The organism is Streptomyces sp. NPDC031379, assembly GCF_055569615.1.
Genome location: NZ_JBVIIT010000021.1, coordinates 109,931 through 134,931 on the forward strand (window position 1 = coordinate 109,931; position 25,001 = coordinate 134,931).

Here is a 25,001-nt window from a genome sequence, read left to right on the forward strand (position 1 = left end):
CAGGGCACCAGCCAAGGAACCCGACATGAGTGACCCCCTGGCCCGGAACGCCTACCGCATCGAAGACCTGGCCCACCACACCCGCACCACCGTGCGAACCATCCGCGCCTACCAGGACCGCGGCCTCCTCCCCCGCCCCGAACGCCGAGGCCGGGCCAACCTGTACTCACAGGCCCACATCACCCGGCTCCACCAGATCGCCCACCTCCTCGACCGCGGCTACACCCTGGCCTCGATCAAGGAACTCCTGGACGCCTGGGACACCGGCCGCGGCCTGGCCGGCGTCCTCGGCCTGGTCACCGAGGTGGAGGGACCCTGGACGGACGAGCAGCCCGACCGCATCACCCGCGCCGAACTGAACGCCCGCTTCGGCGGCACGCCCGACGAGGACGCGGTGGCCGAGGCAGTCGACCTCGGCGTACTGGAGCGGATCGACGGCGACCCCGACGCCTTCCTCGTCCCCAGCCCCCAAGTACTCGCGGTGGCGGCCGAGTTGCACGCCGCCGGGGTGCCACTGACCGCGATCGCCGGTCACCTGCGGGAGTTGAGGGGTCAGGTGGAGCACATCGCCGCCCGTTTCCTGGAGTTCACCACCGAGCACGTCTTCGCCCGCTACCTGGACGATCCCGGACACCGCACGGACGCGGACGCCGAGGAAGCCGCCTCGCTCGTACGCCGGCTGCGCCCTCTCGCCCAGCAGACCGTGGACGCCGAACTGGCCCGCGCCATGCGCGCGTTCGCCACCCGGCACCTCCGGGCGCACCTGGCTGCCGAGAAACCCGCGCCGGCACGCCTCGACACGCAAAGCGTCTCCCTTCCCACGCACACGATCCACGCCGTGGAAGGGCTTGTCGGCCGCGGGAACACCGCCGAGTTCATCGCACTGGCGGCCGAACGAGAGGTGCTCGCACGGTCCTTGGACGGTCTCGCCTCATTCGACCCCGGTTCCACCGGAGTTCATGAACCACCCGAGCCTGAAGTCTAGTTGTCCACAGCAGCGCCCATTCCCCTGTGGATAACCGCACTTCCTTGTGGATCAAACCTCCCGCCAAAAACAACCTGCGTGATCCACGTCTCTGCCGCACGCTGGACCCATGGACGAAAGACGCACCGTCACGGTGTCGAAGTACCTCTCCCGACACCTGCGCCACCAACCGGAGCGCATCGGGCTCACGCCGGACCCGGGCGGCTGGGTGGAGATCGACACGCTGATCGCCGCGGCCGATGCCCACGGTTTCCGCTTCACCCGCGAGGAACTGGACCACGTGGTGGCCACCAACGACAAACGGCGCTTCGTGATCGAGGGCACCAGAATCCGCGCCAGCCAGGGCCACAGCATCGAAGTCGACCTCGGCCTGCCCCCGGCGACCCCGCCACCGCACCTCTACCACGGGACCGTCGCCCGCAACCTGGACGCGATCCGGGCCGAGGGCCTCAAGCCCATGAACCGGCACGACGTCCACCTCTCGGCCGACCGGGAGACCGCCACCCGGGTCGGCGCCCGCCGCGGCCGGCCCGTGGTGCTCACCGTCGACGCCGACGCCATGCACCGGGACGGCCACGTGTTCCGCGTCAGCGCCAACGGAGTCTGGCTGACGAACGCGGTACCACCCCGCTACCTGCGGTTTCCCGGCCCCCACTGAGCCTGGACGTGCCCCGCGGCACCGGCGCCGACCAGCCCTTCCGCCCCGCTGACGCACAGGCCGCACGGTGACCGTTTCGCCCGCTGCCGGTGGAGCCGCTTACCCTCGGACGCATGAGTCTGCGTCTGAGCACCGTGATCCTGCCGTACCGCCGCTGGAGTGAAGGCGGCCGTTCGGCCTGGGTGCGGGCCGAGCAGCTCGGCTTCCACACCGGGTACAGCTACGACCACCTGTCCTGGCGCAGCTTCCGCGACGGCCCGTGGTTCGGTGCGATCCCGACGCTGACCGCCGCCGCGGCCGTCACCGACCGGCTGCGCCTGGGCACGCTGGTGACCTCGCCGAACTTCCGGCACCCGGTGACGCTCGCCAAGGAGCTGATCTCCCTCGACGACATCTCCGGCGGCCGGCTCACCCTGGGCATCGGCGCCGGCGGCACCGGATTCGACGCCACCGCCCTCGGCCAGGAGCCGTGGAGCCCGCGTGAGCGCGCCGACCGGCTCGCCGAGTTCGTGCCGCTGCTCGACCGGCTGCTCACCGAGGACGCGGTGTCGCACGAGGGCCGGTTCTACTCGGCGCACGAGGCGCGGAACATCCCGGGCTGCGTGCAGCGGCCCCGACTGCCGTTCGCGGTGGCGGCCACCGGCCCGCGCGGCCTCAAGCTGGCCGCGCGGTACGGCCAGGCATGGGTGACCACCGGCGACCCGAAGCTGTACGAGACCGGCACCCCCGAGCAGTCGCTCGAGGCCCTGCGCGGACAGGTCGACAAGCTCTCCGAGGCCTGCGCCGCCGCCGGGCGGGACGGGGCGGATCTGGACAAGATTCTGCTCACCGGCTTCACCCCGGACCGTGCCCGGCCGCTCGAGTCCCTGGACGCCTTCGTGGACTTCGCCGGCCGGCACCGGGAGCTGGGCTTCACCGAGATCGTGATCCACTGGCCCATCCCGGACTCCGACTTCGCCGCGGACCAGAAGGTCTTCGAGCAGATCGCCATGGAGGCCGTCGCCCAACTGGGCTGACCCACAAGGCAGTCGGCCCGCTCTCCCCCGGACCGGCGCACAGGGAGCGTCATCTGTGTCTCATCTGTGCGGAGTCCTGCACGGCCGTGCGGGCATATGCGCGAGAATGACCGGGTGACCTCAGCGACCAGACAGCCCGGGACCCCTGCCGCCGCCACACCCGCGCGGCTGATCGCCACCGACCTCGACGGCACTCTGCTGCGCGACGACAAGTCGGTCTCCCCCAGGACGGTCGCCGCACTGGCCGCCGCGGAGGAGGCGGGCATCGAGGTCTTCTTCGTCACCGGCCGCCCCGCACGCTGGATGGACGTCGTCAGCGATCACGTCCACGGCCACGGCCTGGCGATCTGCGGCAACGGCGCCGCCGTGGTCGATCTGCACGGCGGCCCCGGCGCCCACCGCTTCGTGAAGGTGCGCGAGCTGGCCCGGGAGAACGCCCTGGACGCCGTACGGCTGCTGCGCGAGGCGGCGCCGGGCACGGTGTTCGCGGTCGAGCAGACGTACGGCTTCCACCAGGAGCCGGGCTATCCCAAGCTGCACATGGAGATACCCGACCATCTCCTGCCCGCCGAGACGCTTCTCGCGCCCGACGGCCCGGACGCCGACCAGCCCGTGCTCAAGATCCTCGCCTACCACCCCGACCTCGACCCCGACGCCTTCCTCACCCTCGCCCGCCTGGCGATCGGCGACCACGCCAACGTCACCCGCTCCAGCCCCAGCGCCCTGCTGGAACTCAGCGGGCCCGGCGTCTCCAAGGCCAGCACCCTCGCCCTGTGCTGCGCCGAGCGCGGCATCTCGCACGAGGAGGTCGTGGCCTTCGGGGACATGCCCAACGACGTCGAGATGCTGACCTGGGCCGGCCAGTCGTACGCGATGGGCAACGCCCACCCGGACGTCGTCGCCGCCGCGTCGGGCCGTACGGTCGCGAACAACGACGACGGCGTCGCGGTCGTGATCGAGCAACTCCTCGCGAACCGCGCCTAGGCCACCGATTCCGGTACGGCGCCGGCCACCGCGGCTCTGGCACGGCGCCGACCACGACGTACGCGTGTCCGCACCCCACGCGTAGGTGTCACCCCACCCCCACGAGCGACTCCGCCTCCGCCTCGCGCCGCGCCATCGATCGCAGCGGCCCGTCGACCGCGACCAGCTCGGCGTACGGACCCCGCTGCACCACCCGGCCCGCATCGAGCACGATCACCTCGTCGACCGCGTCCAGACCGGCCAGCCGATGGGTGATGAGGAGCGTCGTACGGCCCTCCGTGGCAGCCAGCAGATCGGCGGTCAGCGCGTCGGCCGTCGCCAGATCCAGGTGCTCGGCGGGCTCGTCGAGCACCAGGACCGGGAAGTCGGCCAGCAGCGCTCGGGCCAACGCCAGCCGCTGCCGCTGACCACCGGACAGCCGGGCACCGTGCTCGCCCACGAAGGTGTCCAGCCCGTCGGGCAGCCCCTCCACCCAGTCCAGCAACCGGGCCCTGGCCAGCGCCCCGCGCAGATCGGCCTCGGTGGCGTCCTTGCGGGCCAGCAGCAGGTTCTCGCGCACCGAGCTGTCGAAGAGGTGCGCGTCCTGCGCACACAGCCCGACAAGCCGCCGTACGTCGTCCCCGGCCACCGCGCACGCGTCCGCACCGGCGAGCGTGTACGAGCCCGCCTGCGGGTCGAGGAAGCGCAGCAGCACCTGGGCCACGGTCGACTTGCCGGCACCGGACGGCCCGACCACGGCGATCCGGCGCCCCTGCTCCAAGGTGAGGTCGAAGCCGGCCAGGGCCGCGTGCCGCTGCCCCTCGTACCGCGCGGTCACCTGCTCGACCACCAGCGGGAACGGCGAGGCGGGCGCCTGCCGGGGCCGCTCGGGCTCACGTACCGGCTCCGGGGCGTCCAGGACCTCGTACACGCGTTCCGCGCTCCGCCGCACCCGCTGCCGGTACCGCACGGCGAGCGGCAGGCCCAGGACGGCCTCGAAGGCCGCCAGCGGGGTGAGGACGACCACCGCCATCGCCACACCGCCGAGCCGGCCGGCCGCCACCGCCTGGGCGCCGAGCAGCGCTCCGGCCGTGACGGTCAGGCCGCAGACCAGCGCCGTGAGGCCGTCACCGAGCGCGGTGACGGCGGCGGCGCGTGAGGCGATACGGGTGAGGGTGCCGTCGGCCCGCCGGGCCGCGGCCGTACGGGCGGGCAGCGCACCGGCGACGGCCAGTTCGGCGGTGCCGGTGAGCAGGTCGGTCACCCGGGTCGCGAGCACCCCCCGGGCAGGCGCCAGGCGCCGCTCGGTCCGCCGGGCCGCGGTGGCGGTCAGCAGCGGGACACCGACGCCGGCCGCCAGCAGGCCGGCCGCCAGGGCGGCACCGGCCTCGGGCAGCAGCCAGGCCGTGAAGCCGACGGAGGCGGCGGAGACGGCCACGGCGACACCGGCGGGCAGCAGCCAGCGCAGCCAGTAGTCCTGCAGCGCGTCCACGTCGGCGACCAGCCGGGTGAGCAGATCCCCGCGGCGGGCGGTACGCAGTCCGGCGGGGGCGAGGCGTTCCAGGCGGCGGTACACCGCGACCCGGGTGTCGGCCAGCATCCGCAGCACCGCGTCGTGCGACACCAGCCGCTCGGCGTACCGGAAGACGGCCCGCCCGATCCCGAAGGCCCGCGTCGCCGTCACCGCCACCATCAGGTACAGCACCGGCGGTTGCTGCGAGGCCCGCGAGATGAGCCAGCCGGAGGTGGCCATCAGCCCGACGGCACTGCCGAGCGCGAGACTGCCGAGCGCCAACGCGACACCGAGCCGCCCACGCCGTCCCCCCGCAACCCCTCGAACCCGCCCCAGCACACTCCCCGGCCGACCACCCCCGAGCCCCCCCGGCCGCCCGCGCCCAACTCCCTCCGGCCCACTCCCCGACCCGCCACTCCCGAGCCCCTCCAGGCCACCTTCCAACCGCCCGACTCGAACCCCCTCGCGCCCACTCCCCGGCAGCCCGGCCCCGAGCCCTTCCGGCCCGCCTTCCAGCCGACCTCGCCCAACTCCCTCCGGGCCGCCTTCCAGCCGACCGAGTCGGGTGGCGGGTGGGCGAGGACGGGGGTCCAGGGGGCGGAGCCCCCTGGCAGGCCGCGCGTCCCCACGGTGCCCCACCCGCTCCGCACCCTCCAGACGCACCACCCGGTCAGCCACCTCCAGCAGGGCAGGCCGGTGCACGACGAGCAGCACCGTACGGCCCACCGCCAGCCGCCGCACCGCCGCCACCACCTCCGCCTCCGTCCCCCCGTCCAACGCGGCCGTCGGCTCATCCAGCAACAGCACCGGCCGGTCCGCGAGAAAGGCCCGCGCCAGGGCGAGCCGCTGCCGCTGCCCGGCCGACAGACCGGCCCCGTCCTCCCCGAGCACCGTGTCGGCGCCGTCCGGCAGCGCGTCCACGAACTCCAGCGCACCCGCATCCCGCAACGCCCCGCGTACAGCGCTCCCGTCCGCGTCCGGCCGGGCCAGCCGCACGTTCTCCGCGATGGTCCCGGCATACAGATGCGGCCGCTGCGGCACCCACGCGATCCGCGACCGCCACTCCTCCAGGTCCAGGCCGGCAAGATCGGCCCCCCCGACCCGCACACGCCCCTCGGTGGGCCGTACGAACCCCAGCAGCACGTTCAGCAGCGTCGACTTGCCCGCACCGCTCGGCCCGACCAGCGCCACGGTCTCACCGGGCTCGACGTTGAAGGACACATCGGCCACCGCGTCCACGGAACGGCCGGGATAGCGCACGCTGACGCCTTCGAAGGCCACCGCACCCGCGGGCACCGTGCCGGTACCGGACACCGGGACCGGCGTCTCCAGCACGGTGAAGATCTCCTCCGCGGCGGCAAGCCCTTCGGCCGCCGCGTGGTACTGCGCGCCCACCTGCCGCAGCGGCAGATAGGCCTCGGGGGCCAGCACCAGGATCACCAAGCCGATGGAGAGGTCCATGTCGCCATGGACGAGCCGCATGCCGATCGTCACGGCGACCAGCGCGACCGACAGCGTGGCGAGCAGTTCCAGCGCGAAGGAGGAGAGAAAGGCGATGCGCAGGGTGCGCAGGGTGGCCTGGCGGTACTCACCGGTGATCCGGCGGATCGACTCGGCCTGCGCCCTGGCCCGGCCGAACACCTTCAGCGTGGGCAGGCCCGCGACGACGTCCAGGAAGTGGCCGGACAGCCGGGACAGCAACCGCCACTGACGGTCCATCCGGGCCTGCGTCGCCCAGCCGATCAGCATCATGAAGAGCGGGATGAGCGGCAGGGTGCCGACGATGATCGCCGCCGACACCCAGTCCTCGGTGACGATTCGCGCCAGCACCGCCACCGGGACGACGACCGCGAGCCCCAACTGGGGGAGATAGCGCGAGAAGTAGTCGTCCAGGGCGTCCACGCCGCGCGTGGCCAGAGTGACCAGCGATCCGGTGCGTTGCCCGCTCAGCCATCCCGGGCCAAGCGCGGCGGCACGGTCGAGGAGCCGTCCCCGCAGCTCCGACTTCACCGCCGCGCTCGCCCGGTGCGCGGCGCGTTCGGTGAGCCACGCGACAACCGCTCGACCCACGGCCACGGCAGCCAGCAGCAGCAGGGGAGTGCCCAGTTCAGCGGCCGACTGCCCCTGCTGGAACGCTCCGACGACAACCTCGGCGATGAGCATCGCCTGGGCGATGACGAGCCCGGCGCCGACGGCACCCAGTCCGACGAGCGCTACGAGGAAGAGGCGGGTGGCACGGGCGTACCGCAGAAGACGTGGATCGATTGGTTTCACGTGAAACATGCCCTTCGGTCCAGAGGGTGTGTTTCACGTGGAACACACCCTCGGCGGACTAGTGCGCGGCGCCGGCAGCAGCGTCAGACGCGATGTGCTGCGTGCCGATCCGCTTGCGGAACACCCAGTAGGTCCAGCCCTGGTAGAGCAGGACGATCGGGGTGGCGACCACCGCCAACCACGTCATGATCTTCAGGGTGTAGGGGCTCGACGAGGCGTTGGTGACCGTCAGGCTCCAGTCCCCGTCGAGCGTGGACGGCATGACGTTCGGGAAGAGCGACAGGAAGAGCATCGCCACGGCCGCCACGATGGTCATGCCGGACAGCGCGAACGACCACCCCTCACGCCCGAGCTGGTTGGCCACGAGAGCGGCCACCAGGGCGGCGACGGCCACGATCAGGGCCACCAGGCTCTTGCCGTCACCGCTGTGGGCCTGCGTCCACAGCAGGAAGGCGAGGGCCACGACGGCCGCGACGAGACCGGCCCACAGGGCCAGCTTCCGTGCCCGGACGCGGATGTCCCCGACGGTCTTGAGCGCGGTGAACACCGCACCGTGGAAGGTGAACAGCGTGAGCGTCGTCAGGCCGCCGAGCAGGGCGTAGGGGTTGAGCAGGTCCCAGACGCCGCCGACGTACTCGAAGTGCTGGTCGATCTTCACCCCCCGCACGATGTTTCCGAAGGCCACGCCCCACAGGAAGGCGGGAAGAAGCGAGGTCCAGAAGATCGCCGTCTCCCAGTTGCGCTGCCAGTTCTCCTCGGGCCGCTTCGCCCGGTACTCGAAGGCGACACCCCGGACGATCAGACAGACCAGGATGAGGAGCAGGGGCAGGTAGAAGCCGGAGAAGAGCGTGGCGTACCACTCGGGGAAGGCGGCGAAGGTCGCGCCGCCCGCCGTGAGCAGCCACACTTCGTTGCCGTCCCAGACGGGCCCGATGGTGTTGATCAGCACCCGTCGCTCGGGCCGGTTGCGGGCCAGCAGCTTGGTGAGGATGCCGACCCCGAAGTCGAAGCCCTCCAGGAAGAAGTAGCCGGTCCACAGGACGGCGATCAGGACGAACCAGACGTCGTGAAGTTCCATGACTGTTCCCTCGGCCTAGTACGAGAAGGCCATCGGCTTGTCGGCGTCACGGGTGTCGCCGCCGATCTTCGTGGGCGGGTTGAGGTCGGCCTCGGTCAGCTCGGGCGGCCCGGCCTTGACGTACTTCACCAGCAGCTTGACCTCGACCACGGCGAGGATCGCGTACAGCGCGGTGAAGACGATCATCGAGGTGAGGACCTCGCCCTGGGAGACACCGGGGGAGACCGCGTCCCGGGTCTGCAGGACTCCGTAGACGACCCATGGCTGGCGGCCCATCTCGGTGAAGATCCAGCCCCAGGAGTTGGCGATCAGCGGGAAGGCCAGCGTCCAGATCGCGATGCGCCAGTACCAGGTGGTGAGCTTCGGGCTGAGCGCCTTGTTCCTGAACAGCACCAGGTGCGGCACCTCGTCGTCACCGACCCTCAGATGCTGCGGCAGCAGGAACTTCTTGCGGGTCAGCCAGAGTCCGGCCATGCCGATCGCGAAGGAGGCCATGCCGAAGCCGATCATCCAGCGGAAGCCCCAGAAGGCGACCGGGATGTTGGGCCGGTAGTCACCGGGCCCGAACTTCTGCTGCTCGGCCTTGTTGACGTCGTTGATGCCGGGCACGTACGAGGTGAAGTTGTCGTCGGCGAGGAAGGACAGCAGGCCCGGAACCTCGATGGCCACGGTGTTGTGGCCCTTCTCCACATCGCCATAGGCGAAGATCGAGAACGGCGCCGGCTTCTGGCCGTCCCACAGCGCCTCGGCGGCCGCCATCTTCATCGGCTGCTGCTTGAACATGACCTTGCCGAGCACGTCACCGCTCACGGCGGTGAGCAGACCGGCGATGACCACGGTGATCAGACCGAGCCGCAGCGAGGTCTTCATCTCGCGGATGTGCTTCCTGCGAGCCAGGTGGTAGGCCGATATACCGACCATGAAGGCGCCGCCGGTCAGGAAGGCCGCGGACAGGGTGTGGAAGGCCTGGCTGAGGGCGGTGTTCTGGGTCAGTACGGCCCAGAAGTCGGTCAGTTCGGCACGCCCCTTCACCTTGTCGATCTTGTAGCCGACGGGGTGCTGCATCCAGGAGTTGGCCGCGAGGATGAAGTAGGCCGACAGGATGGTGCCGATCGACACCATCCATATGCAGGCCAGGTGGATCTTCTTGGGCAGCTTGTCCCAGCCGAAGATCCACAGGCCGATGAACGTGGACTCGAAGAAGAACGCGATCAGGGCCTCGAAGGCGAGCGGGGCACCGAAGATGTCCCCGACGAAGCGCGAGTAGTCGGACCAGTTCATGCCGAACTGGAACTCCTGCACGATGCCGGTGACCACACCCATCGCGATGTTGATCAGGAAGAGCTTGCCCCAGAACTTCGTCGCCCTGAGGTACTTCTCCTTCTCCGTACGCACCCAGGCCGTCTGCAGCCCGGCCGTGAGAGCGGCCAGGGAGATCGTCAGCGGGACGAACAGGAAGTGGTAGACGGTGGTGATGCCGAACTGCCAGCGCGCCAGTGTCTCCGGCGCCAGAGCCAGGTCCACGTCGTCACTCTCCTTACTACGCCGTGGTACAGCGGCGGTTTGCCCCTTTTGTTGCACGCATACGGGAGCAATCGGGACGCGCTTGTGAACGCGTTCACATTCACAAGCCATTATGACGCACTGATTTTCGACAATCCAAGGGGGGTCCCCCCTCTGCCTCCATGTCAGGCTCTTGGCAGCGACTTCAACATCTTGTTGAATTGCCCGCCATGCAGATACGCGTTTCCTGGCCGGCGGGCAACATCACCGCGACCCTCGACGCCGGCACACCGACCACTCAGGCCCTCGCCAAGGCACTGCCGCTCACCTCCACCGCGCACACATGGGGCGAGGAGGTGTATTTCGACACAGGAGTCTGCGTTTCACGTGAAACGGATGCCCGGCAGGTCGTGGAGCCGGGCACGGTGGCCTTCTGGACGGACGGCGACGCGCTGGCACTCCCCTACGGCCCCACACCGATCTCGCAGGGTGAGGAGTGCCGCCTCGCGAGTCCCTGCAACATTCTCGGAAGCCTGGATGGGGACGCCGGCGTTCTGGCGACCGTACGAGACGGCGACCCCATCCGTGTGGAACCGATCGACGACTAGAGCTGCCGCCGGGCTACAACCCCTTGCGGAACGCTTCCGCCACCTTCAGGAAGATGTCGTTCGCCTCGGTCTCCCCGACCGTCACCCGCACACCCTCGCCCGGGAACGGCCGGACCACCACACCGTGCTCCTCACAGGCCTGCGCGAACGCGACCGTACGCTCCCCGAGCCGCAGCCACACGAAGTTGGCCTGCGTCTCCGGCACCGTCCAGCCCTGGCCGCGCAGCGTGTCGACCACGCGCGTGCGCTCGCAGACCAGCGAGCCGACCCGGCCCAACAGCTCGTCCTCGGCGCGGAGCGAGGCGACCGCCGCGTCCTGCGCGAGCTGGCTCACCCCGAACGGCACCGCCGTCTTGCGCAGGGCCGCCGCCACCGGCTCATGGGCGATCGCGAAACCGACGCGCAGCCCGGCGAGCCCGTATGCCTTGGAGAAGGTCCGCAGCACACAGACGTTGGGCCGCTCCCGGTACAGCTCGACGCCGTCGGGCACCTCGAGGTCGCGGATGAACTCCCGGTAGGCCTCGTCCAGCACCACCAGCACATCCTCGGGCACCCGTTCGAGGAACCGCTCCAGCTCGGCCCGCCGCACCACGGTGCCGGTCGGGTTGTTGGGGTTGCAGACGAAGATCAGGCGCGTCCGGTCGGTGATCGCGTCCGCCATCGCGTCCAGGTCGTGCACATCGCCCGGCGTGAGCGGGACCTGCACCGACCGGGCGCCGCTGATCTGCGTGATGATCGGGTACGCCTCGAAGGACCGCCAGGCGTAGATCACCTCGTCACCGGGGCCGCTGGTGGCCTGGATCAGCTGCTGCGCGACGCCCACGGAGCCGGTGCCGGTGGCCAGGTGGGAGAGCGGGACGCCGAAGCGTTCCGACAGCTCTGCCATCAGCTCGCTGCAGGCCATGTCCGGGTAGCGGTTGAAGTTGCAGGCGGTCGCCGTCACGCTCTCCATCACGCCGGGCAGCGGCGGATACGGGTTCTCGTTGGAGGACAGCTTGTAGGCGACCGGCCCGCCGGCCGCGGCGGGCTTGCCCGGCTTGTAGGTGGGGATACCCTCCAGCTCGGTGCGCAGCTTGGGGCTCGTCTCGCTCACCGCAGTCCTCCTCGCGACCACCGGCGGACCGTCGACGCCGCCGGCTTCCAATACTCCTCACCTTATGAGGATTCGGCTCCGCTGCGTACAGGTGCGGGACGACAAGAGAAAAACCTCGCCCCTCCCACCGGCATCAAGGGCATCGCCGTACGAAGGCGTACGTTCCGGGGGGCGCGCCGTACATATATCTACGCGCCGGTGGCTTGCGCCGTGGCGCGCATCCCTCGTGAAGGTGAGTTGAGACCTCTTCGAGACATCGGGCAGTTGGCAGGTCCATACGCGTCGACAAGTCACGTCCTAGCATTGAAGCGTTCAACTACCTTAGTTTCTGAGGCAGTTGGCGCTGAATGACCATGCAGAAACGTGCCTGTCAACGCGTGCATATGCGTCCGCACTACCCCACCGTATGAGCCCTACTATCGGCTCGCCATGACAGCAGCAGGGAAGCACCAGGTGAGCCGCGCGGAAACCTCACGGCGAGGCAGTCGGCCGGGCCGGGCGGGCATCAGAGACGTGGCCGCCGCCGCCGGGGTCTCCATCACGACCGTCTCCGACGCCCTCAACGGCAAGGGCAGGCTCCCGGATGCCACCCGGCGCCACGTCCGCGAGGTCGCCGACCGGCTGGGGTACCGACCCTCGGCCGCCGCCCGCACCCTCCGTACCGGCAAGTCGGGGCTGATCGGCCTGACCGTGACGACGTACGGGGATGAACCTTTCACCTTCACGGAGTTCGCGTACTTCGCCGAGATGGCCCGGGCCGCCACCTCCGCCGCGCTCGCCCGCGGCTACGCCCTCGTCATCCTGCCCGCCACCTCCCGCCACGACGTGTGGTCGAACGTCGCACTGGACGGCACGGTCGTCATCGACCCCTCCGACCAGGACCCGGTCGTCAGCGAGCTGGTCCGGCAGGGTCTGCCGGTCGTCTCGGACGGCCGCCCGGCCGGCGCGCTCCCGGTCACCGCCTGGGTCGACAACGATCACGAGGCCGCCGTACTCGGCATCCTCGACCACCTCGCAGCCGCCGGCGCCCGCCGTATCGGCCTGCTCACCGGCACGACGACGGACACCTACACGCATCTGTCGACCACCGCCTACCTCCACTGGTGCGAGCGGGTCGGGCAGGACCCGGTCTACGAGGCCTACCCGGCGCACGACCCGTGCGCGGGCGCGGTCGCCGCCGACCGGCTGCTCGCCCGCCCCGACCGGCCCGACGCCGTCTACGGCCTGTTCGACCCGAACGGCACCGACCTGCTCGCCGCCGCCCGCCGCTACGGACTCCGCGTCCCGGACGACCTGCTGCTGGTGTGCTGCAGCGAGTCCACGGTGTACGCGAGCACCGAGCCGCCCATCACCACGCTCTCCCTGAAGCCGCGCCGCATCGGCACCGCCGTCGTCCAGCTGCTCATCGACGCCATCGAGGGCGTCGAGTCGGACCAGCCGGTCGAGCAGGTGATACCGACCGAGCTGATCGTGCGCACCTCCTCGCAGCGACGCCACCCGCGCACGACGGTCAGCCCGCCGCGGTCACCCGACGGGAACTGACGCCGGAGGGGAGTGCTCCGTGCGGGGGGACTCCCGTACGGGGTGCTGCCCCACGGGCGTGCCGCGGAGGCGAGCCGGTGTCCGGAAACGGGAACCCGGCCGGACCGAGGGCCGGACCGGGGCCCGGCAAGCGCCTCGCGGTCGGCCGGCAGCCGGCCGAACACCTGCCCAAACGGGGCGAAAGCCGCGGCGAACCGGAGTCTTGTTCCGATTCAGCACCCCTGGGTCATCACACGGCGCGACGCGCATTCCTATGATGGGCCCACGACACCGTGGACCGCTGCGACCAGGCAGTCCGAAGCGGTGCAGATGCGGCGCGATGGTGGAGGGGTCTGATGACTCAGGGGGCCGGTCAGGGACCCGAGGTGGAGCGGACGGCGACACTGCGCGACTTCCGGGTACCCGCGTACGTCCATGAGACCGGACCGTACGTCGGCAGCGTCCACCCGGGCGACACCGTCCCGCCGGTCGACGAGGCGTACCCCGAGGGCTACACGCCCACCCAGCGCGACCTGCCCGTCATCAACCGCGGCGACACCGTCCAGGTGCCCGTCGAGCCGGCTGCGGCCCCCGCCGCCCCGGCACCGCAGGCGGCGAACGGGCCCGGACCGCTGTACGTCGTCGGCGACGTCCACGGATACCTCGACGAACTGGTGACCGCCCTGCAGGAGCAGGAGCTGATCGACGCCTCGGGCCAGTGGTGCGCCGGCACCGCCCGGCTGTGGTTCCTCGGCGACTTCACCGACCGCGGTCCGGACGGTATCGGCGTCATCGACCTGGTGATGCGGCTGTCCGCCGAGGCGGCCGCGGCCGGCGGCTACTGCAAGGCCCTCATGGGCAACCACGAGCTGCTGCTGCTCGGCGCCAAGCGGTTCGGCGACACCCCCGTCAACTCCGGCGCGGGCACCGCCACTTTCCAAGCGGCCTGGCTGCTCAACGGCGGCCAGAAGACCGACATGGACCGCCTCCAGGACCACCACCTGCAGTGGATGGCCCGCCTGGACGCCGTCGAGGAGGTCGACGGCTATCTGCTCGTCCACTCCGACACCACCGCCTACCTCGACTACGGCGACTCGATCGAGGCGGTCAACGACACCGTCCGCGAGACCCTGACCCGCAACGACGCCGACGAGGTCTGGGATCTGTTCCGCAAGTTCACCAAGCGCTTCTCCTTCCGCGACGAGGGCGGTGCCGACGCCGTACGCTCGCTCCTCGATACGTACGGCGGCACCCGGGTCGTTCATGGCCACAGCCCCATCCCCTACCTCCTGGGCGAGGTCGGCTCCGAGGACGGCGAGGAGGACAGCGGCCCGGTCGTCGAGGGTCCGCACGTCTACGCCGACGGGCTCGCCATCGCCATGGACGGAGGAGTGACCATGGCCGGAAAGCTCCTGGTCCAGCAACTGCCGCTGGGCAACTGACCGTTCCAGGGGCAGGCGCGTCCCGCCTGAGTACACGCAGACCGGAACGCAATTTCCGGCAACCCCCTGTCACCGTGTACCGCCACGGCTCTACCATCGGCTTATCCGTAGCAGGCTCCCCTCCGTTTCTGCCCGACGGCTCGCCGGCGTGCGAGCCCCCAGCCCTACGGAGCATCGGGGGATGCACATGAACAGCGTTCCGCAGCACCTGCAGAGCGAGGACCGCCAGGAATTCGCGCGGCTCCTCGATGAGGCGCTGCGCTCTGCACCACACCGACCGGAACTGGCCGCTGTCGGACAGCGGCTCAACCCCGAACAACTGCGCACCATGGCACTCGACGCCACCGCCCTGATCTCCGCGGCCGCGGCGGCCGAGTACCAGCACTACGTGAAGGTCCGCGAGGAACTGCGCCACCCGGCGCTGTCCGCCCCGCCGGCCACCGGCGACTCCGCCGCCGCGGACCCGGCCACGGCCGCGGCCGGTCTCGCCGCCACTCTCGGCGAGGCCGCCGAGACCACCGGCGCGGGTGCCATCGCGGTCATCGCCGTGCTGGCGCCCGTCCTGTCCGGAACCGCGGCGGCCATCTTCCTGCTCGTCGGCTACATCCTGAAGATGCTGAATCCCGGGCAGTCCTTCGCCCGGACCATGCTCACCACCGGCTGGGTGTTCGGCGCCGTGACCGCTGCCGCGATCCTCGTGGCCGGCGTCGGGCTGGTGATCACCGCGCTGCGCAACAGCCAGTCGGCGGAGGCCCAGGCGCGGGACGCGGCGCACGAGGACCTGGCCAGGGCCAGAGAGGCCTGGCGGGACGCCCTCCTGGAGCGAGGCATCCTGCCGTTCCTGCGGGAGGCCCTCGCCGCGCCCGGGCCGCCGGCACTGCAGCGCACGACCCCGCCCACCCCGACCGGCCGCATACCGCGCCTGGGCTACGACCGCCCCGGCTTCAGCAGCCCCGACGACGGTGCCGTCTCCGGCCGCCCGAGCTTCACCAGCCCCGACTACACGAGCCCGGACTTCGGAGGCCCCGAACACCAGCCGGAGTGAGAACGCCTCACAGCCGCCGGACGACCTGCGCTCCGACGTGCTCCACGGACGCCCGGCTGTAGTGACGGCGCCGGAGGGGGACAGATACCTCGGCCTGTCCCCCTCGCCGCGTCAGTCGGCGATCGGCAGATACACCCGGTTGCCCGAGGCCGCGAACTCCTTCGACTTCTGGGCCATGCCTTCCTCGATCTCGGCCTGGCTGCCGCCGTGCTCGCGACGGATGTCCTGCGAGATCTTCATGCTGCAGAACTTCGGTCCGCACATCGAGCAGAAGTGGGCCGTCTTGGCGGGCTCCGCCGGGAGGGTCTCGTCGTGGAACTCCCGTGCCGTGTCCGGGTCCAGAGCGAGGTTGAACTGGTCCTCCCACCGGAACTCGAAGCGGGCGTCGGACAGCGCGTCGTCCCACTCCTGAGCGCCCGGGTGGCCCTTGGCGAGGTCGGCCGCGTGCGCGGCGATCTTGTACGTGATGACGCCCGTCTTGACGTCGTCCCGGTTGGGCAGACCCAGGTGCTCCTTGGGCGTGACGTAGCAGAGCATCGCCGTGCCCCACCAGGCGATCATCGCCGCGCCGATGCCGGAGGTGATGTGGTCGTACGCCGGCGCGATGTCGGTGGTCAGCGGGCCGAGCGTATAGAACGGAGCTTCATCGCAGATCTCCTGCTGAAGGTCGATGTTCTCCTTGATCTTGTGCATCGGGACGTGTCCCGGGCCCTCGATCATCGTCTGTACATGGAAACGCTTGGCGATCCGGTTGAGTTCCCCGAGCGTGCGCAACTCCGCGAACTGGGCCGCGTCGTTGGCGTCCGCGATCGAGCCCGGCCGCAGGCCGTCGCCCAACGAGTACGTGACGTCGTAGGCGGCGAGGATCTCGCACAGCTCCTCGAAGTTCTCGTACAGGAACGATTCCTTGTGGTGCGCCAGGCACCACGCCGCCATGATCGAACCGCCGCGCGAGACGATGCCGGTCTTGCGGTTGGCCGTCAGCGGTACGTAGGCAAGGCGCACGCCGGCGTGCACCGTCATGTAGTCCACGCCCTGCTCGGCCTGCTCGATGACGGTGTCCTTGTAGATCTCCCAGGTCAGGTCCTCGGCCCTGCCGTCGACCTTCTCCAGCGCCTGGTAGAGCGGCACCGTGCCGATGGGCACGGGAGAGTTGCGCAGCACCCACTCGCGGGTGGTGTGGATGTTCCGGCCGGTGGAGAGGTCCATGACCGTGTCGGCGCCCCAGCGGGTCGCCCAGGTCATCTTCTCGACCTCCTCCTCGATGGAGGACGTCACCGCGGAGTTGCCGATGTTGGCGTTCACCTTCACCAGGAACCGCTTGCCGATGATCATCGGCTCGATCTCCGGGTGGTTGACGTTGGCCGGCAGGACCGCCCGGCCCGCCGCGATCTCCTCGCGGACCACTTCGGGCGACACGTTCTCCCGGATGGCCACGTACTCCATCTCGGGCGTGATCTCGCCCCGGCGCGCGTAGGCGAGCTGCGTCACCGCCTCGCCGTTGCGGCCCCGTCGCGGCTGGCGCGGCCGTCCCGGGAAGACCGCGTCCAGGTTCCGCAGCCCCCCGCGCGGTGAGGTGTGCTTGATCCCGTCATCCTCGGGACGGACAGGACGGCCCGCGTACTCCTCGGTGTCGCCGCGGGCGATGATCCAGTTCTCCCGCAGCGGCGACAGGCCCCTGCGGACATCCGTGTCGGCGAGTGGATCGGTGTATGGGCCCGACGTGTCATACAGCGTGACCGACCGCCCATTGGTGAGGTGCACCTGACGGACCGGCACACGAAGGTCGGGGCGCGAGCCCTCGACGTACGCCTTGTGCCAGCCGATGGACTTTCCGGCCTCCTGGGACTTCTCGTCCTGGACGGAGGCAGGCGTGCGTGCGTCCTTGATGGTCATGAGACCTACTCCCTACGCCGGCATTACCCGGTAACAGGTTCGGCGGTCGACGCAGCGGATTCCGTCTGTCGGCGTTCCCTGTGGAACATCGCTCGTTCCACGTGAAACATCGCGTATACGGAGGTCAGCGCCCTCTCAGCCCGGTGCTCCGAGCTCCCGCGTGTGCAAAGGTGCCTCCACGCTAGCGTCATTTGTGGCGCGGTGAACAGTGGGCCCCCGCCCTTCTTGCGATGATCGGGCGGTGACCAGGATGGAGCAGTACCCGTACCAGCCGCCCGAGCCGCGCCGCCAGGACGCCTCCGGACCGGACGGTGGCCAGGGTGCCGAACAGGCCCATGCCGACCACGCGCCCGGCGCGGGGCACGGCCACAGCCACAGCCACGGGCCCGCCGCGCCCGTCTCCCAGCACCTGCGCAAGGTCATCGCGGCGATCCTGATCCCGTTCACCGCGGCGGTCCTGGTCGGTCTGGTGGTGCTCTGGCCCGGGGGAGCCCCCTCGCACAAGCGCACCGGCGTCGGCTTCGACCGGCAGACCCAGCAGGCCACAGTCACCCGGGTCGTCGAGGTGAGCTGCAAGTCGGTGAACGCCTCCGGCGGGGCGCCGACCGGCGACACCTCCACCGCCGAGGGCAACGCGGCGGTGCAGGAGGCGGGCGGCACCTGCAAGAAGGCGACCGTCCGGGTCGACACCGGCAAGGACAAGGGCCGTACGTTCACCGAGATCGTGCAGCCGGACCAGTCACGGCAGTTGCACCAGGACGAGAAGGTCGTGGTCGCCTACGAGCCCTCGGCGCCCAAGGACCTGCAGTACTCGGTGACCGATGTGAACCGCAAGCTCCCCATGGCGCTGCTCGCGGGCATCTTCGCGCTCGCGGTCGTCGTGGTGGGCCGGCTGCGCGGAGTCATGGCACTGGTCGCGCTGGCCGTGAGCTTCCTGGTGCTGACGCTGTTCATCCTGCCCGCGATCCTGCAGGGGTCGAATCCGCTGCTGGTGGCCGTCGTCGGGTCCAGCGCGATCATGCTCATCGCGCTCTACATGTGCCATGGGCTGTCGGCCCGTACATCGGTCGCGGTGCTCGGCACACTGGTCTCCCTCCTGCTGATCGGCGTCCTCGGCTCGGAGTTCATCGACTGGGCCGCGCTCACCGGGAACACCGACGACAACACCGGCCTGATCCACGGCCTGTATCCGTCCATCGACATGAGCGGTCTGCTGCTGGCCGGTGTCATCATCGGTTCGCTCGGTGTCCTGGACGACGTGACGGTGACGCAGACGTCGGCCGTCTGGGAGCTGCACGAGGCCAATCCGTCGATGGGCTGGCGCGGGCTGTACCGGGCGGGCATCCGCATCGGCCGCGACCACATCGCGTCCGTCGTCAACACGCTCGTCCTGGCCTACGCAGGTGCGGCGCTGCCGTTGCTGCTGCTGTTCTCGATCGCACAGAGCAGCGTGGGGGCCGTGGCCAACAGTGAACTGGTCGCCGAGGAGATCGTGCGGACCCTGGTGGGATCGATCGGCCTGGTCGCCTCGGTCCCGGTCACCACCGCGCTCGCCGCGCTGGTGGTGTCCGCCGACCGGCCCGGACCGGGCGCTCCGGCAGCCATCGGGGCACAGCGGCCTCCGGCCCGTGCCGGGCGAGGCCGCCGCCGCAAGCGGTGAGCCCGCCGCGGCCGACCGCGCAAGGACGACCGGGCCGGCACCCGGCTGTACGGTGCCGCCCGTGCCAAGCCGATCGTGTCCGGCGGACCCTGCTCCACAGGTCCGCGCAGAAGCGTTTCTGCACACTTCCACACGGCACCGCGGAGCGCCCGGCGCTCCTGCGGCAACGGCTCAGCCGGCGCTCTGTTCCTCGGCCAGGATGCGGTCCAGGGCTTCATCGAGATGAGCATCGAAATCCGCCAGCGCGCTCTCCTGACCGAGCGGCACGAGCTTGTCCGTCCGGTCGAGGAAGGCCACGAGAGGCGGCGCCGACGAGCGGAACAGGGCCTGGTCGCCGCCGACCTGAAGCCGGATCAGCACCTCGCCCAGCACCTCGGCATCGGCGGGTGCGATGTGCACGTCCCCCTCCCCGCACGGCCGGCCGACCCCGTCGATCAGCAGCTCCCGGCCGAAGGCCCACGTCACCGGGGCGTCGCCGGGCAGATGGAAAGTGAGCCGCACCGCATAGGGATCACAGGTCTCGTAGCGCAACTCCACCGGAATGCGGAAGGAGAGCTCCTCCGACACGAGAAAGCTCATCATGACTTCTGCCTGTACGGACTCGCGCATCGCCTTCTCCGTCATATGACATCTACTGGCCGGGATTGATCCCTCTGACCGTGGTCAAATCTTGCTGAACGTACATGAGAGATCACAAGGAGTAGTTTTTCAGATACTGATAGAGAGGGTGAGGGACCCCAGGTGGCGCCCGATCTCCGACTGCAACCGGTGGGCCGCGGGCAGCAGCCGGTCCGCGTGGCGGGCGGGCAGGGAGAGGGCCATGGTGGCCGCGGTGGTGCCGACCGTGATCGGGACCGCCGCACAGACGGTGCCGAGCGCGTACTCCTGGCGCTCCACCACCGCCTCCATGCGCCGCGTCCGGGCCATCCGCCGCAGCAGGGCGTCGTTGTCACGCACGGTGTACGGCGTGATCGGCTGCACGGGGTACCGGGCGAGATGGTCGCGGCGGGCGTCCTCGTCGAGCTGGGAGAGCAGGCACTGCCCGATCGCGTGGGCGTGGCCGGTCTCGCGGAAGTCGGCCCACTCCTCGACCGCGGGGGTCTCCGGGGAGTCGGAGACGCACATGACCTCGATCTCGCCGTCCTGGTACATGGCGTAGTACACGGGCACACCGATGGAATCGCGCCAGTGCGCGAGCGTGTCCGCCACTGTGCTGCGACGTTTCTGCTGGGCTCCGCTGCTGCTCAGCCGCTCCACCGCGTCGCCGAGGAAGAACAGCCCTTTCTCCCGGCGCAGATAACCCTCGTGCACCAGGGTGCGCAGCAGGTGGTAGGTCGTGGGCAGGGCGAGGCCGGTCTCGCGGGCGAGTTGTTTGGCGGGGGCGCCGTAGACGTGCGCGGCGACGGTCTCCAGCAGCCGCATGGCCCGCTGCACGGATCCGATGAGGGTCGCGGCGGCCGGTGATCCGGGAGTGTGCGCGGAGGCCGGTTGCTCCGTGAGGCCGGCCGGCCGCGGAGGTGAGTGGTCGGCGGCGCGTGGTTGTCCGGGGACGGTCGCGGCGGGCGGCCGTTGGACGGGGGGTGAGTAGGAGCGCGGTGAGGTGGGGGGTGCGTGGGGTTCTGCCGGTGCGGTGTCAACCGTGGCCAAGGGTCACTCCCGAAGCGCGAGGGGGCAGCCCGTGCGTGGTAGAGCACGGAGGGGGGTCTGCGCCACCACGGATCCCGTGGGGAGTTCCGGACTCTAATCGTCAGCCACCGCGCGCAGGCGGTCTCGCGGGGAAACTTCCCTCCCCCGAGGGAACCGGTTCCCCTCAGGGTTCACCGGTCGCCGGTCCTCGTCCGCTCACCAGTCGCCGCGCGACGAGGAGTTCGACATGAACTTGCGCACGAGGTAGATCAGACCGCCGACCAGGGCGACGAAGAGCAGCGCCTTGAACAGCAGGTCGATCACGAATCCGACCACGGTCACTATCAGGCCGCCGAACACGACCAGGGCGATGATCGGCACCGCGACCCACTTCACCCACCACGGCAGCCCCGCGAAGATCTCTCGCATCGCCCTCGTCCTTTGCGTTCTCGTGCGTTGTCGATGTTCCGCACTCGATGCTAGGGCTGCCGAGGGGGCCGATGGGGGCCGCGCACCCCTTGTCGTCCCCTGACCCGTCCCCTAGGGAACCCCGAGGCCGGGGCTCACGCCTCGGGCGGAGAGAACACGACGAGCACCCTGAGGTCCTCGCTGATGTGGTGGAACTTGTGCGCGACCCCGGCGGGCACGTACACGACGCTGCCCCGCGCCACCTCGGTCGTCTCCAGACCGACCGTGATCGACGCCCGTCCGCTGACGACGAAGTACACCTCGTCCTGACTGTGGGGCTTCTGCGGGTCGTGCTCGCCCGCGTTGAGGGCGTACAGGCCGACCGACATGTTCCGCTCCCGCAGGAACTGAAGGTAGGCACCCTCGTTGGCGGCGCGCTCCGCCTCCAGTTCGTCCAGCCGGAATGCCTTCATCGCCGCTGCCGTCCTCGCCTCACTGCCCGCTTCCCTTCCGGTCTGCCACGATCAGACACATGAAGAATTTTGTAGTCAAGACGATCGTCAACGCGGGCGCCCTCGCGGTCGCCGTGTGGCTGCTCGACAAGATCACCCTGACCGGTGACAGCACGGCCAAGAAGGCCGGCACGCTGATCGTCGTCGCGCTGATCTTCGGTCTGGTGAACTGGCTGGTCAAGCCGTTCGTGAAGGTGCTCACCTTCCCGCTGTTCATCCTGACCCTGGGGCTGATCACCCTGGTGGTGAACGCGCTGATGCTGCTGTTGACCTCATGGGTGTGCGGCAAGCTCGACCTGAGCTTCCACGTGGAGGGTTTCTGGACGGCCGTCCTGGGCGGTCTGATCATCTCCGTCGTCTCCTGGGCGCTGCACGTCGTCCTGCCCGACGAGGACTGAGCGCACCATGTCGTACCGCGTCTGTTTCGTGTGCACCGGCAACATCTGCCGCTCCCCGATGGCCGAGTCCGTCTTTCGCGCGCGCGTGACGGAGGCCGGGCTCGAGAACCTGGTCGAGGTCGACAGCGCCGGTACCGGAGGCTGGCACGAGGGCGAGGCCGCCGACCCTCGCACCGTCTCGGTCCTGGAGGAGCACGGCTACGACGCCGAGCACGTCGCCCGCCAGTTCCAGCCGTCGTGGTTCGCCCGGCTCGACCTTGTGATCGCCCTGGACACCGGCCACCTCAAGGCCCTGCGCCGCCTTGCCCCCACCGAGGAGGACGCACACAAGATCCGTCTTCTGCGTTCCTATGACCCCGACACCGGTGACGACCTCGACGTACCGGACCCGTACTACGGGGCCCGGGACGGCTTCGAGGAGGTTCTTGAGATGGTGGAAGCGGCGAGCACCGGTCTGCTCGCCGCCGTACGGGAACGACTGGAAGGACGGGCCGCATGAGCGACGCCACCAAGGACGAGGGGCACATCGGCGACGGCACGCGCACGGTACGGGCCGGACTGCCCGAACCGGTCAAGCACGAGCCGACCCTGCCGGGACCGGTGTTCGCGGCGCACTTCCACCTGCCCGGCGAGGTGGCGGGACCGTACTCCTACGGCCGCGACGACAACCCGACCTGGACGCTGCTGGAGCGCGCCATCGGCGAGCTGGAGGCGCCCGGGCAGGAGGAGGTCGAGACGCTGGTGTTCGCCTCCGGCATGGCGGCCATCTCCGCCGTGCTCTTCTCCCAGCTGCGCGCCGGGGACGCGGTCGTGCTGCCCTCCGACGGCTACCAGGTGCTGCCGCTGGTCCGCGCCCAGCTGGAGGCGTACGGCATCGAGGTACGCACCGCGCCCACCGGCGGAGACGCCCAGCTGGAGGTTCTCGACGGGGCCCGGCTGCTGTGGATCGAGACCCCGTCGAATCCCGGGCTCGACGTGTGCGACATCCGCCGGCTGGTGGACGCGGCACACGCGGGCGGCGCTCTGGTGGCCGTCGACAACACCCTCGCCACCCCGCTCGGGCAGCGCCCGCTGGAGCTGGGCGCCGACTTCTCCGTGGCCAGCGGCACCAAGCAGCTCACCGGGCACGGAGACGTCCTCCTCGGCTACGTCAGCGGCCGCGACGCCGAGGCGATGGCCGCCGTACGCCGCTGGCGGAAGATCGTCGGGGCGATCTCCGGACCCATGGAGGCCTGGCTGGCGCACCGGTCCATCGCCACGCTCCAGCTGCGCGTCGACCGGCAGAACGCCACCGCCCTGCGGGTCGCCGAGGCGCTGCGGCAGCGGCCCGAGGTCTCCGACCTGCGCTACCCCGGCCTGCCCGACGACCCCTCGCACAAGATCGCCTCGCAGCAGATGCGCCGCTACGGCTGCGTGGTCTCCTTCACGCTGCCCACGCGCGCGCGTGCCGAGCGTTTCCTCGAGGCCCTGCACCTGGTGGAGGACGCGACGAGCTTCGGCGGGGTGCGCTCCACGGCCGAACGCCGCCGCCGCTGGGGCGGGGACGCGGTCCCTGACGGCTTCATCCGCATGTCCGTGGGTGCCGAGGACCCCGAGGACCTGATCGCCGACCTGCTGCGTGCCCTGGACGAGTCCGCGCAATGAGCCGGAACGCGCCCGCCGATGGTGCCGGGACGCGTCCGTCCGCCGATGTCGGCGGACGGTCCGAGCCTCCCCCCTCGTGGCTCGGACCGTCCCTCGGTTCTGCGCGCGAAGAACCGCGCGAACAAGGCTAGTTGACTCTGTGTCAGTGTCCAATCACGCTAGCGACAGAGACCTATCGACTTATTTATAGTTGGCCCCCTGCCCGGGGGCCGGAGGACGGCGGGGACAGGGGAGGGTACGCCATGGATCTGGCCTTGCTGCGGACCTTCGTCACCGTGCACCGGGCCGGTTCCTTCACTCGCGCCGCCGCCCTGCTCGGGCTCTCCCAGCCCGCTGTCACCTCGCAGATCCGCACGCTGGAGCGCCAGCTGGGCAGACCGCTCTTCCTCCGGCAGGCCCGCGGGGTGACCCCGACCACCATCGGCGACGAGCTGGCGCACAAGGCCGCTCCGCACCTCGACGCCCTGGTAGAGATAGCCGGGACCGGCCTGGACGACGAGTCGTCGTTACGGACGCTGCATCTCGCCGGCCCACCGGAGTTCACCGCCGAACGCGCCCTGCCCGCCCTCACCGAGCTGACCGGCGACGACGGCCAGGGCTTCGCGCTGCGCGCTTCCTTCGGCACCGCGGAGGAAACACTGGAGGGCTTGGCCGCCGGACACCACGACCTGGCCATCAGCATCGCCCGGCCGCGCGGAGCGCTGCTGACCGCCACTCCGCTCTGCGACGAGGAGCACGTGCTGGTCAGCGCCCCGCGCTGGGCGGAGCGGATCGGCTCCGACGCGCTCCGTCTGAAAGGAGCGCCGGCCCTGCAGGACCTGCCCGTCGTCGAGGTCCACGAGTCGCTGCCCTTCGTCTCGCGCTACTGGGCCTCCGTCTTCGACTCCCGCCCCGCTGCCTCGGGCGCGGTCATCGTCCCCGATCTGCGGGCCGTGCTCGCCTGCGCGGTCGCGGGGGCCGGGCTGGCGGTACTGCCCCGCTATCTGTGCGCCTCCGCCCTCGACCACGGCACGATCGTCAGCCTGCACGACCCGGTCGTGCCACCGCTGCGCACCTACTTCCTGGTGGTTCGCACCGGCACCCTCGCCGTGCCCCATATCGCCCGGGCCCACGAGTGGCTCCAGCGCGCGGCCGCGGCCTGGTGCTGAAGGCTCCTTC

Annotated in this window: 22 protein-coding genes; 13 read left to right on the plus strand and 9 right to left on the minus strand. The window is 70.4% G+C overall.

The genetic code is table 11. The features are described from left to right. Positions 1–25 precede the first annotated feature (25 nt). The 4 genes from ACZ5CW_RS28220 to ACZ5CW_RS28235 all read left to right on the plus strand — a co-directional run bounded on the left by ACZ5CW_RS28220 (position 26) and on the right by ACZ5CW_RS28235 (position 3,643). Positions 26–985, plus strand: coding sequence for a MerR family transcriptional regulator (locus ACZ5CW_RS28220; protein ID WP_468606134.1), 960 nt, complete (start codon positions 26–28; stop codon positions 983–985). Positions 986–1,094: 109 nt separating this feature from the next. Beyond that, positions 1,095–1,643 (plus strand): RNA 2'-phosphotransferase, encoded by a 549-nt coding sequence (locus ACZ5CW_RS28225; protein ID WP_468606136.1) that lies wholly within the window; start codon positions 1,095–1,097, stop codon positions 1,641–1,643. A gap of 113 nt (positions 1,644–1,756) precedes the next feature. Continuing rightward, positions 1,757–2,659, plus strand: a complete 903-nt coding sequence (locus ACZ5CW_RS28230) for an LLM class flavin-dependent oxidoreductase (protein WP_468606138.1) — start codon at positions 1,757–1,759, stop codon at positions 2,657–2,659. 96 nt (positions 2,660–2,755) lie between these two features. Further along, entirely contained in the window at positions 2,756–3,643 is an 888-nt protein-coding gene (locus tag ACZ5CW_RS28235) for an HAD-IIB family hydrolase (RefSeq protein WP_468606140.1), read from the plus strand. An 88-nt stretch (positions 3,644–3,731) separates the two neighbouring features. Here the strand turns inward: ACZ5CW_RS28235 and cydD are convergent, their stop codons facing one another. From cydD to ACZ5CW_RS28250, 3 genes are read right to left on the minus strand one after another with little or no spacing between them, the layout of a single operon-like run. Beyond that, positions 3,732–7,418 carry a thiol reductant ABC exporter subunit CydD gene (gene cydD / locus ACZ5CW_RS28240; protein WP_468606142.1) on the minus strand — a complete coding sequence of 1,229 codons (3,687 nt, stop codon included), beginning with the start codon at positions 7,416–7,418 and terminating at the stop codon, positions 3,732–3,734. A gap of 49 nt (positions 7,419–7,467) precedes the next feature. Further along, positions 7,468–8,487 (minus strand): cytochrome d ubiquinol oxidase subunit II, encoded by a 1,020-nt coding sequence (gene cydB, locus ACZ5CW_RS28245; protein WP_468606144.1) that lies wholly within the window; start codon positions 8,485–8,487, stop codon positions 7,468–7,470. Positions 8,488–8,502: 15 nt separating this feature from the next. Then, positions 8,503–10,011 (minus strand): cytochrome ubiquinol oxidase subunit I, encoded by a 1,509-nt coding sequence (locus ACZ5CW_RS28250; RefSeq protein ID WP_468606146.1) that lies wholly within the window; start codon positions 10,009–10,011, stop codon positions 8,503–8,505. Between the two features lie 209 nt (positions 10,012–10,220). On the opposite strand from ACZ5CW_RS28250, the gene ACZ5CW_RS28255 reads away from it, so the two are divergent. Continuing rightward, entirely contained in the window at positions 10,221–10,598 is a 378-nt protein-coding gene (locus ACZ5CW_RS28255) for a cyclophilin-like fold protein (RefSeq protein ID WP_468606148.1), read from the plus strand. Between the two features lie 13 nt (positions 10,599–10,611). Here ACZ5CW_RS28255 and hisC read toward each other — a convergent pair whose 3' ends face one another. Continuing rightward, entirely contained in the window at positions 10,612–11,691 is a 1,080-nt protein-coding gene (hisC, locus tag ACZ5CW_RS28260; RefSeq protein ID WP_468606150.1) for a histidinol-phosphate transaminase, read from the minus strand. Between the two features lie 429 nt (positions 11,692–12,120). Here hisC and ACZ5CW_RS28265 point away from each other — a divergent pair, with 429 nt between their 5' ends. The 3 genes from ACZ5CW_RS28265 (at position 12,121) to ACZ5CW_RS28275 (ending at position 15,699) form a co-directional block, all read left to right on the plus strand. Beyond that, positions 12,121–13,233: a LacI family DNA-binding transcriptional regulator gene (locus ACZ5CW_RS28265; RefSeq protein ID WP_468606152.1), complete on the plus strand. Its 1,113-nt coding sequence runs from the start codon at positions 12,121–12,123 to the stop codon at positions 13,231–13,233. Between the two features lie 335 nt (positions 13,234–13,568). Then, positions 13,569–14,654, plus strand: a complete 1,086-nt coding sequence (locus ACZ5CW_RS28270) for a metallophosphoesterase (protein WP_468606154.1) — start codon at positions 13,569–13,571, stop codon at positions 14,652–14,654. Positions 14,655–14,835: 181 nt separating this feature from the next. Continuing rightward, on the plus strand, positions 14,836–15,699 hold the full coding sequence (locus ACZ5CW_RS28275; protein WP_468606156.1) for a hypothetical protein: 864 nt from the start codon (positions 14,836–14,838) through the stop codon (positions 15,697–15,699). A 111-nt stretch (positions 15,700–15,810) separates the two neighbouring features. Here the strand turns inward: ACZ5CW_RS28275 and thiC are convergent, their stop codons facing one another. Next, positions 15,811–17,595: a phosphomethylpyrimidine synthase ThiC gene (thiC, locus tag ACZ5CW_RS28280; RefSeq protein WP_468606158.1), complete on the minus strand. Its 1,785-nt coding sequence runs from the start codon at positions 17,593–17,595 to the stop codon at positions 15,811–15,813. A 250-nt stretch (positions 17,596–17,845) separates the two neighbouring features. On the opposite strand from thiC, the gene ACZ5CW_RS28285 reads away from it, so the two are divergent. Next, positions 17,846–19,255, plus strand: coding sequence for a YibE/F family protein (locus ACZ5CW_RS28285; RefSeq protein ID WP_468606303.1), 1,410 nt, complete (start codon positions 17,846–17,848; stop codon positions 19,253–19,255). Positions 19,256–19,426: 171 nt separating this feature from the next. Here ACZ5CW_RS28285 and ACZ5CW_RS28290 read toward each other — a convergent pair whose 3' ends face one another. From ACZ5CW_RS28290 to ACZ5CW_RS28305, 4 genes are all read right to left on the minus strand, one after another. Next, complete coding sequence (locus tag ACZ5CW_RS28290; protein WP_468606160.1) at positions 19,427–19,864, minus strand: SsgA family sporulation/cell division regulator; 438 nt, start codon at positions 19,862–19,864, stop codon at positions 19,427–19,429. Positions 19,865–19,963: 99 nt separating this feature from the next. After that, the gene (locus ACZ5CW_RS28295) at positions 19,964–20,689 is read right to left on the minus strand and encodes an IclR family transcriptional regulator (RefSeq protein WP_468606162.1); all 726 of its coding nucleotides are present in this window, start codon (positions 20,687–20,689) and stop codon (positions 19,964–19,966) included. A gap of 408 nt (positions 20,690–21,097) precedes the next feature. Beyond that, on the minus strand, positions 21,098–21,310 hold the full coding sequence (locus ACZ5CW_RS28300; protein WP_468606164.1) for a DUF5326 family protein: 213 nt from the start codon (positions 21,308–21,310) through the stop codon (positions 21,098–21,100). A gap of 134 nt (positions 21,311–21,444) precedes the next feature. Next, complete coding sequence (locus ACZ5CW_RS28305; protein WP_031164408.1) at positions 21,445–21,762, minus strand: cupin domain-containing protein; 318 nt, start codon at positions 21,760–21,762, stop codon at positions 21,445–21,447. A gap of 59 nt (positions 21,763–21,821) precedes the next feature. Here ACZ5CW_RS28305 and ACZ5CW_RS28310 point away from each other — a divergent pair, with 59 nt between their 5' ends. From ACZ5CW_RS28310 to ACZ5CW_RS28325, 4 genes are all read left to right on the plus strand, one after another. Further along, a complete protein-coding gene (locus ACZ5CW_RS28310) occupies positions 21,822–22,199 on the plus strand; it encodes a phage holin family protein (protein WP_468606166.1) in 378 nt (125 codons plus the stop codon). 7 nt (positions 22,200–22,206) lie between these two features. Beyond that, a complete protein-coding gene (locus ACZ5CW_RS28315; RefSeq protein ID WP_468606168.1) occupies positions 22,207–22,698 on the plus strand; it encodes a low molecular weight protein-tyrosine-phosphatase in 492 nt (163 codons plus the stop codon). Then, positions 22,695–23,843, plus strand: coding sequence for a cystathionine gamma-lyase (locus tag ACZ5CW_RS28320; RefSeq protein ID WP_468606170.1), 1,149 nt, complete (start codon positions 22,695–22,697; stop codon positions 23,841–23,843). The genes ACZ5CW_RS28315 and ACZ5CW_RS28320 overlap by 4 nt, the downstream gene beginning before the upstream one ends. A gap of 242 nt (positions 23,844–24,085) precedes the next feature. After that, a complete protein-coding gene (locus ACZ5CW_RS28325) occupies positions 24,086–24,991 on the plus strand; it encodes a LysR family transcriptional regulator (protein ID WP_468606172.1) in 906 nt (301 codons plus the stop codon). Positions 24,992–25,001: the final 10 nt, after the last annotated feature.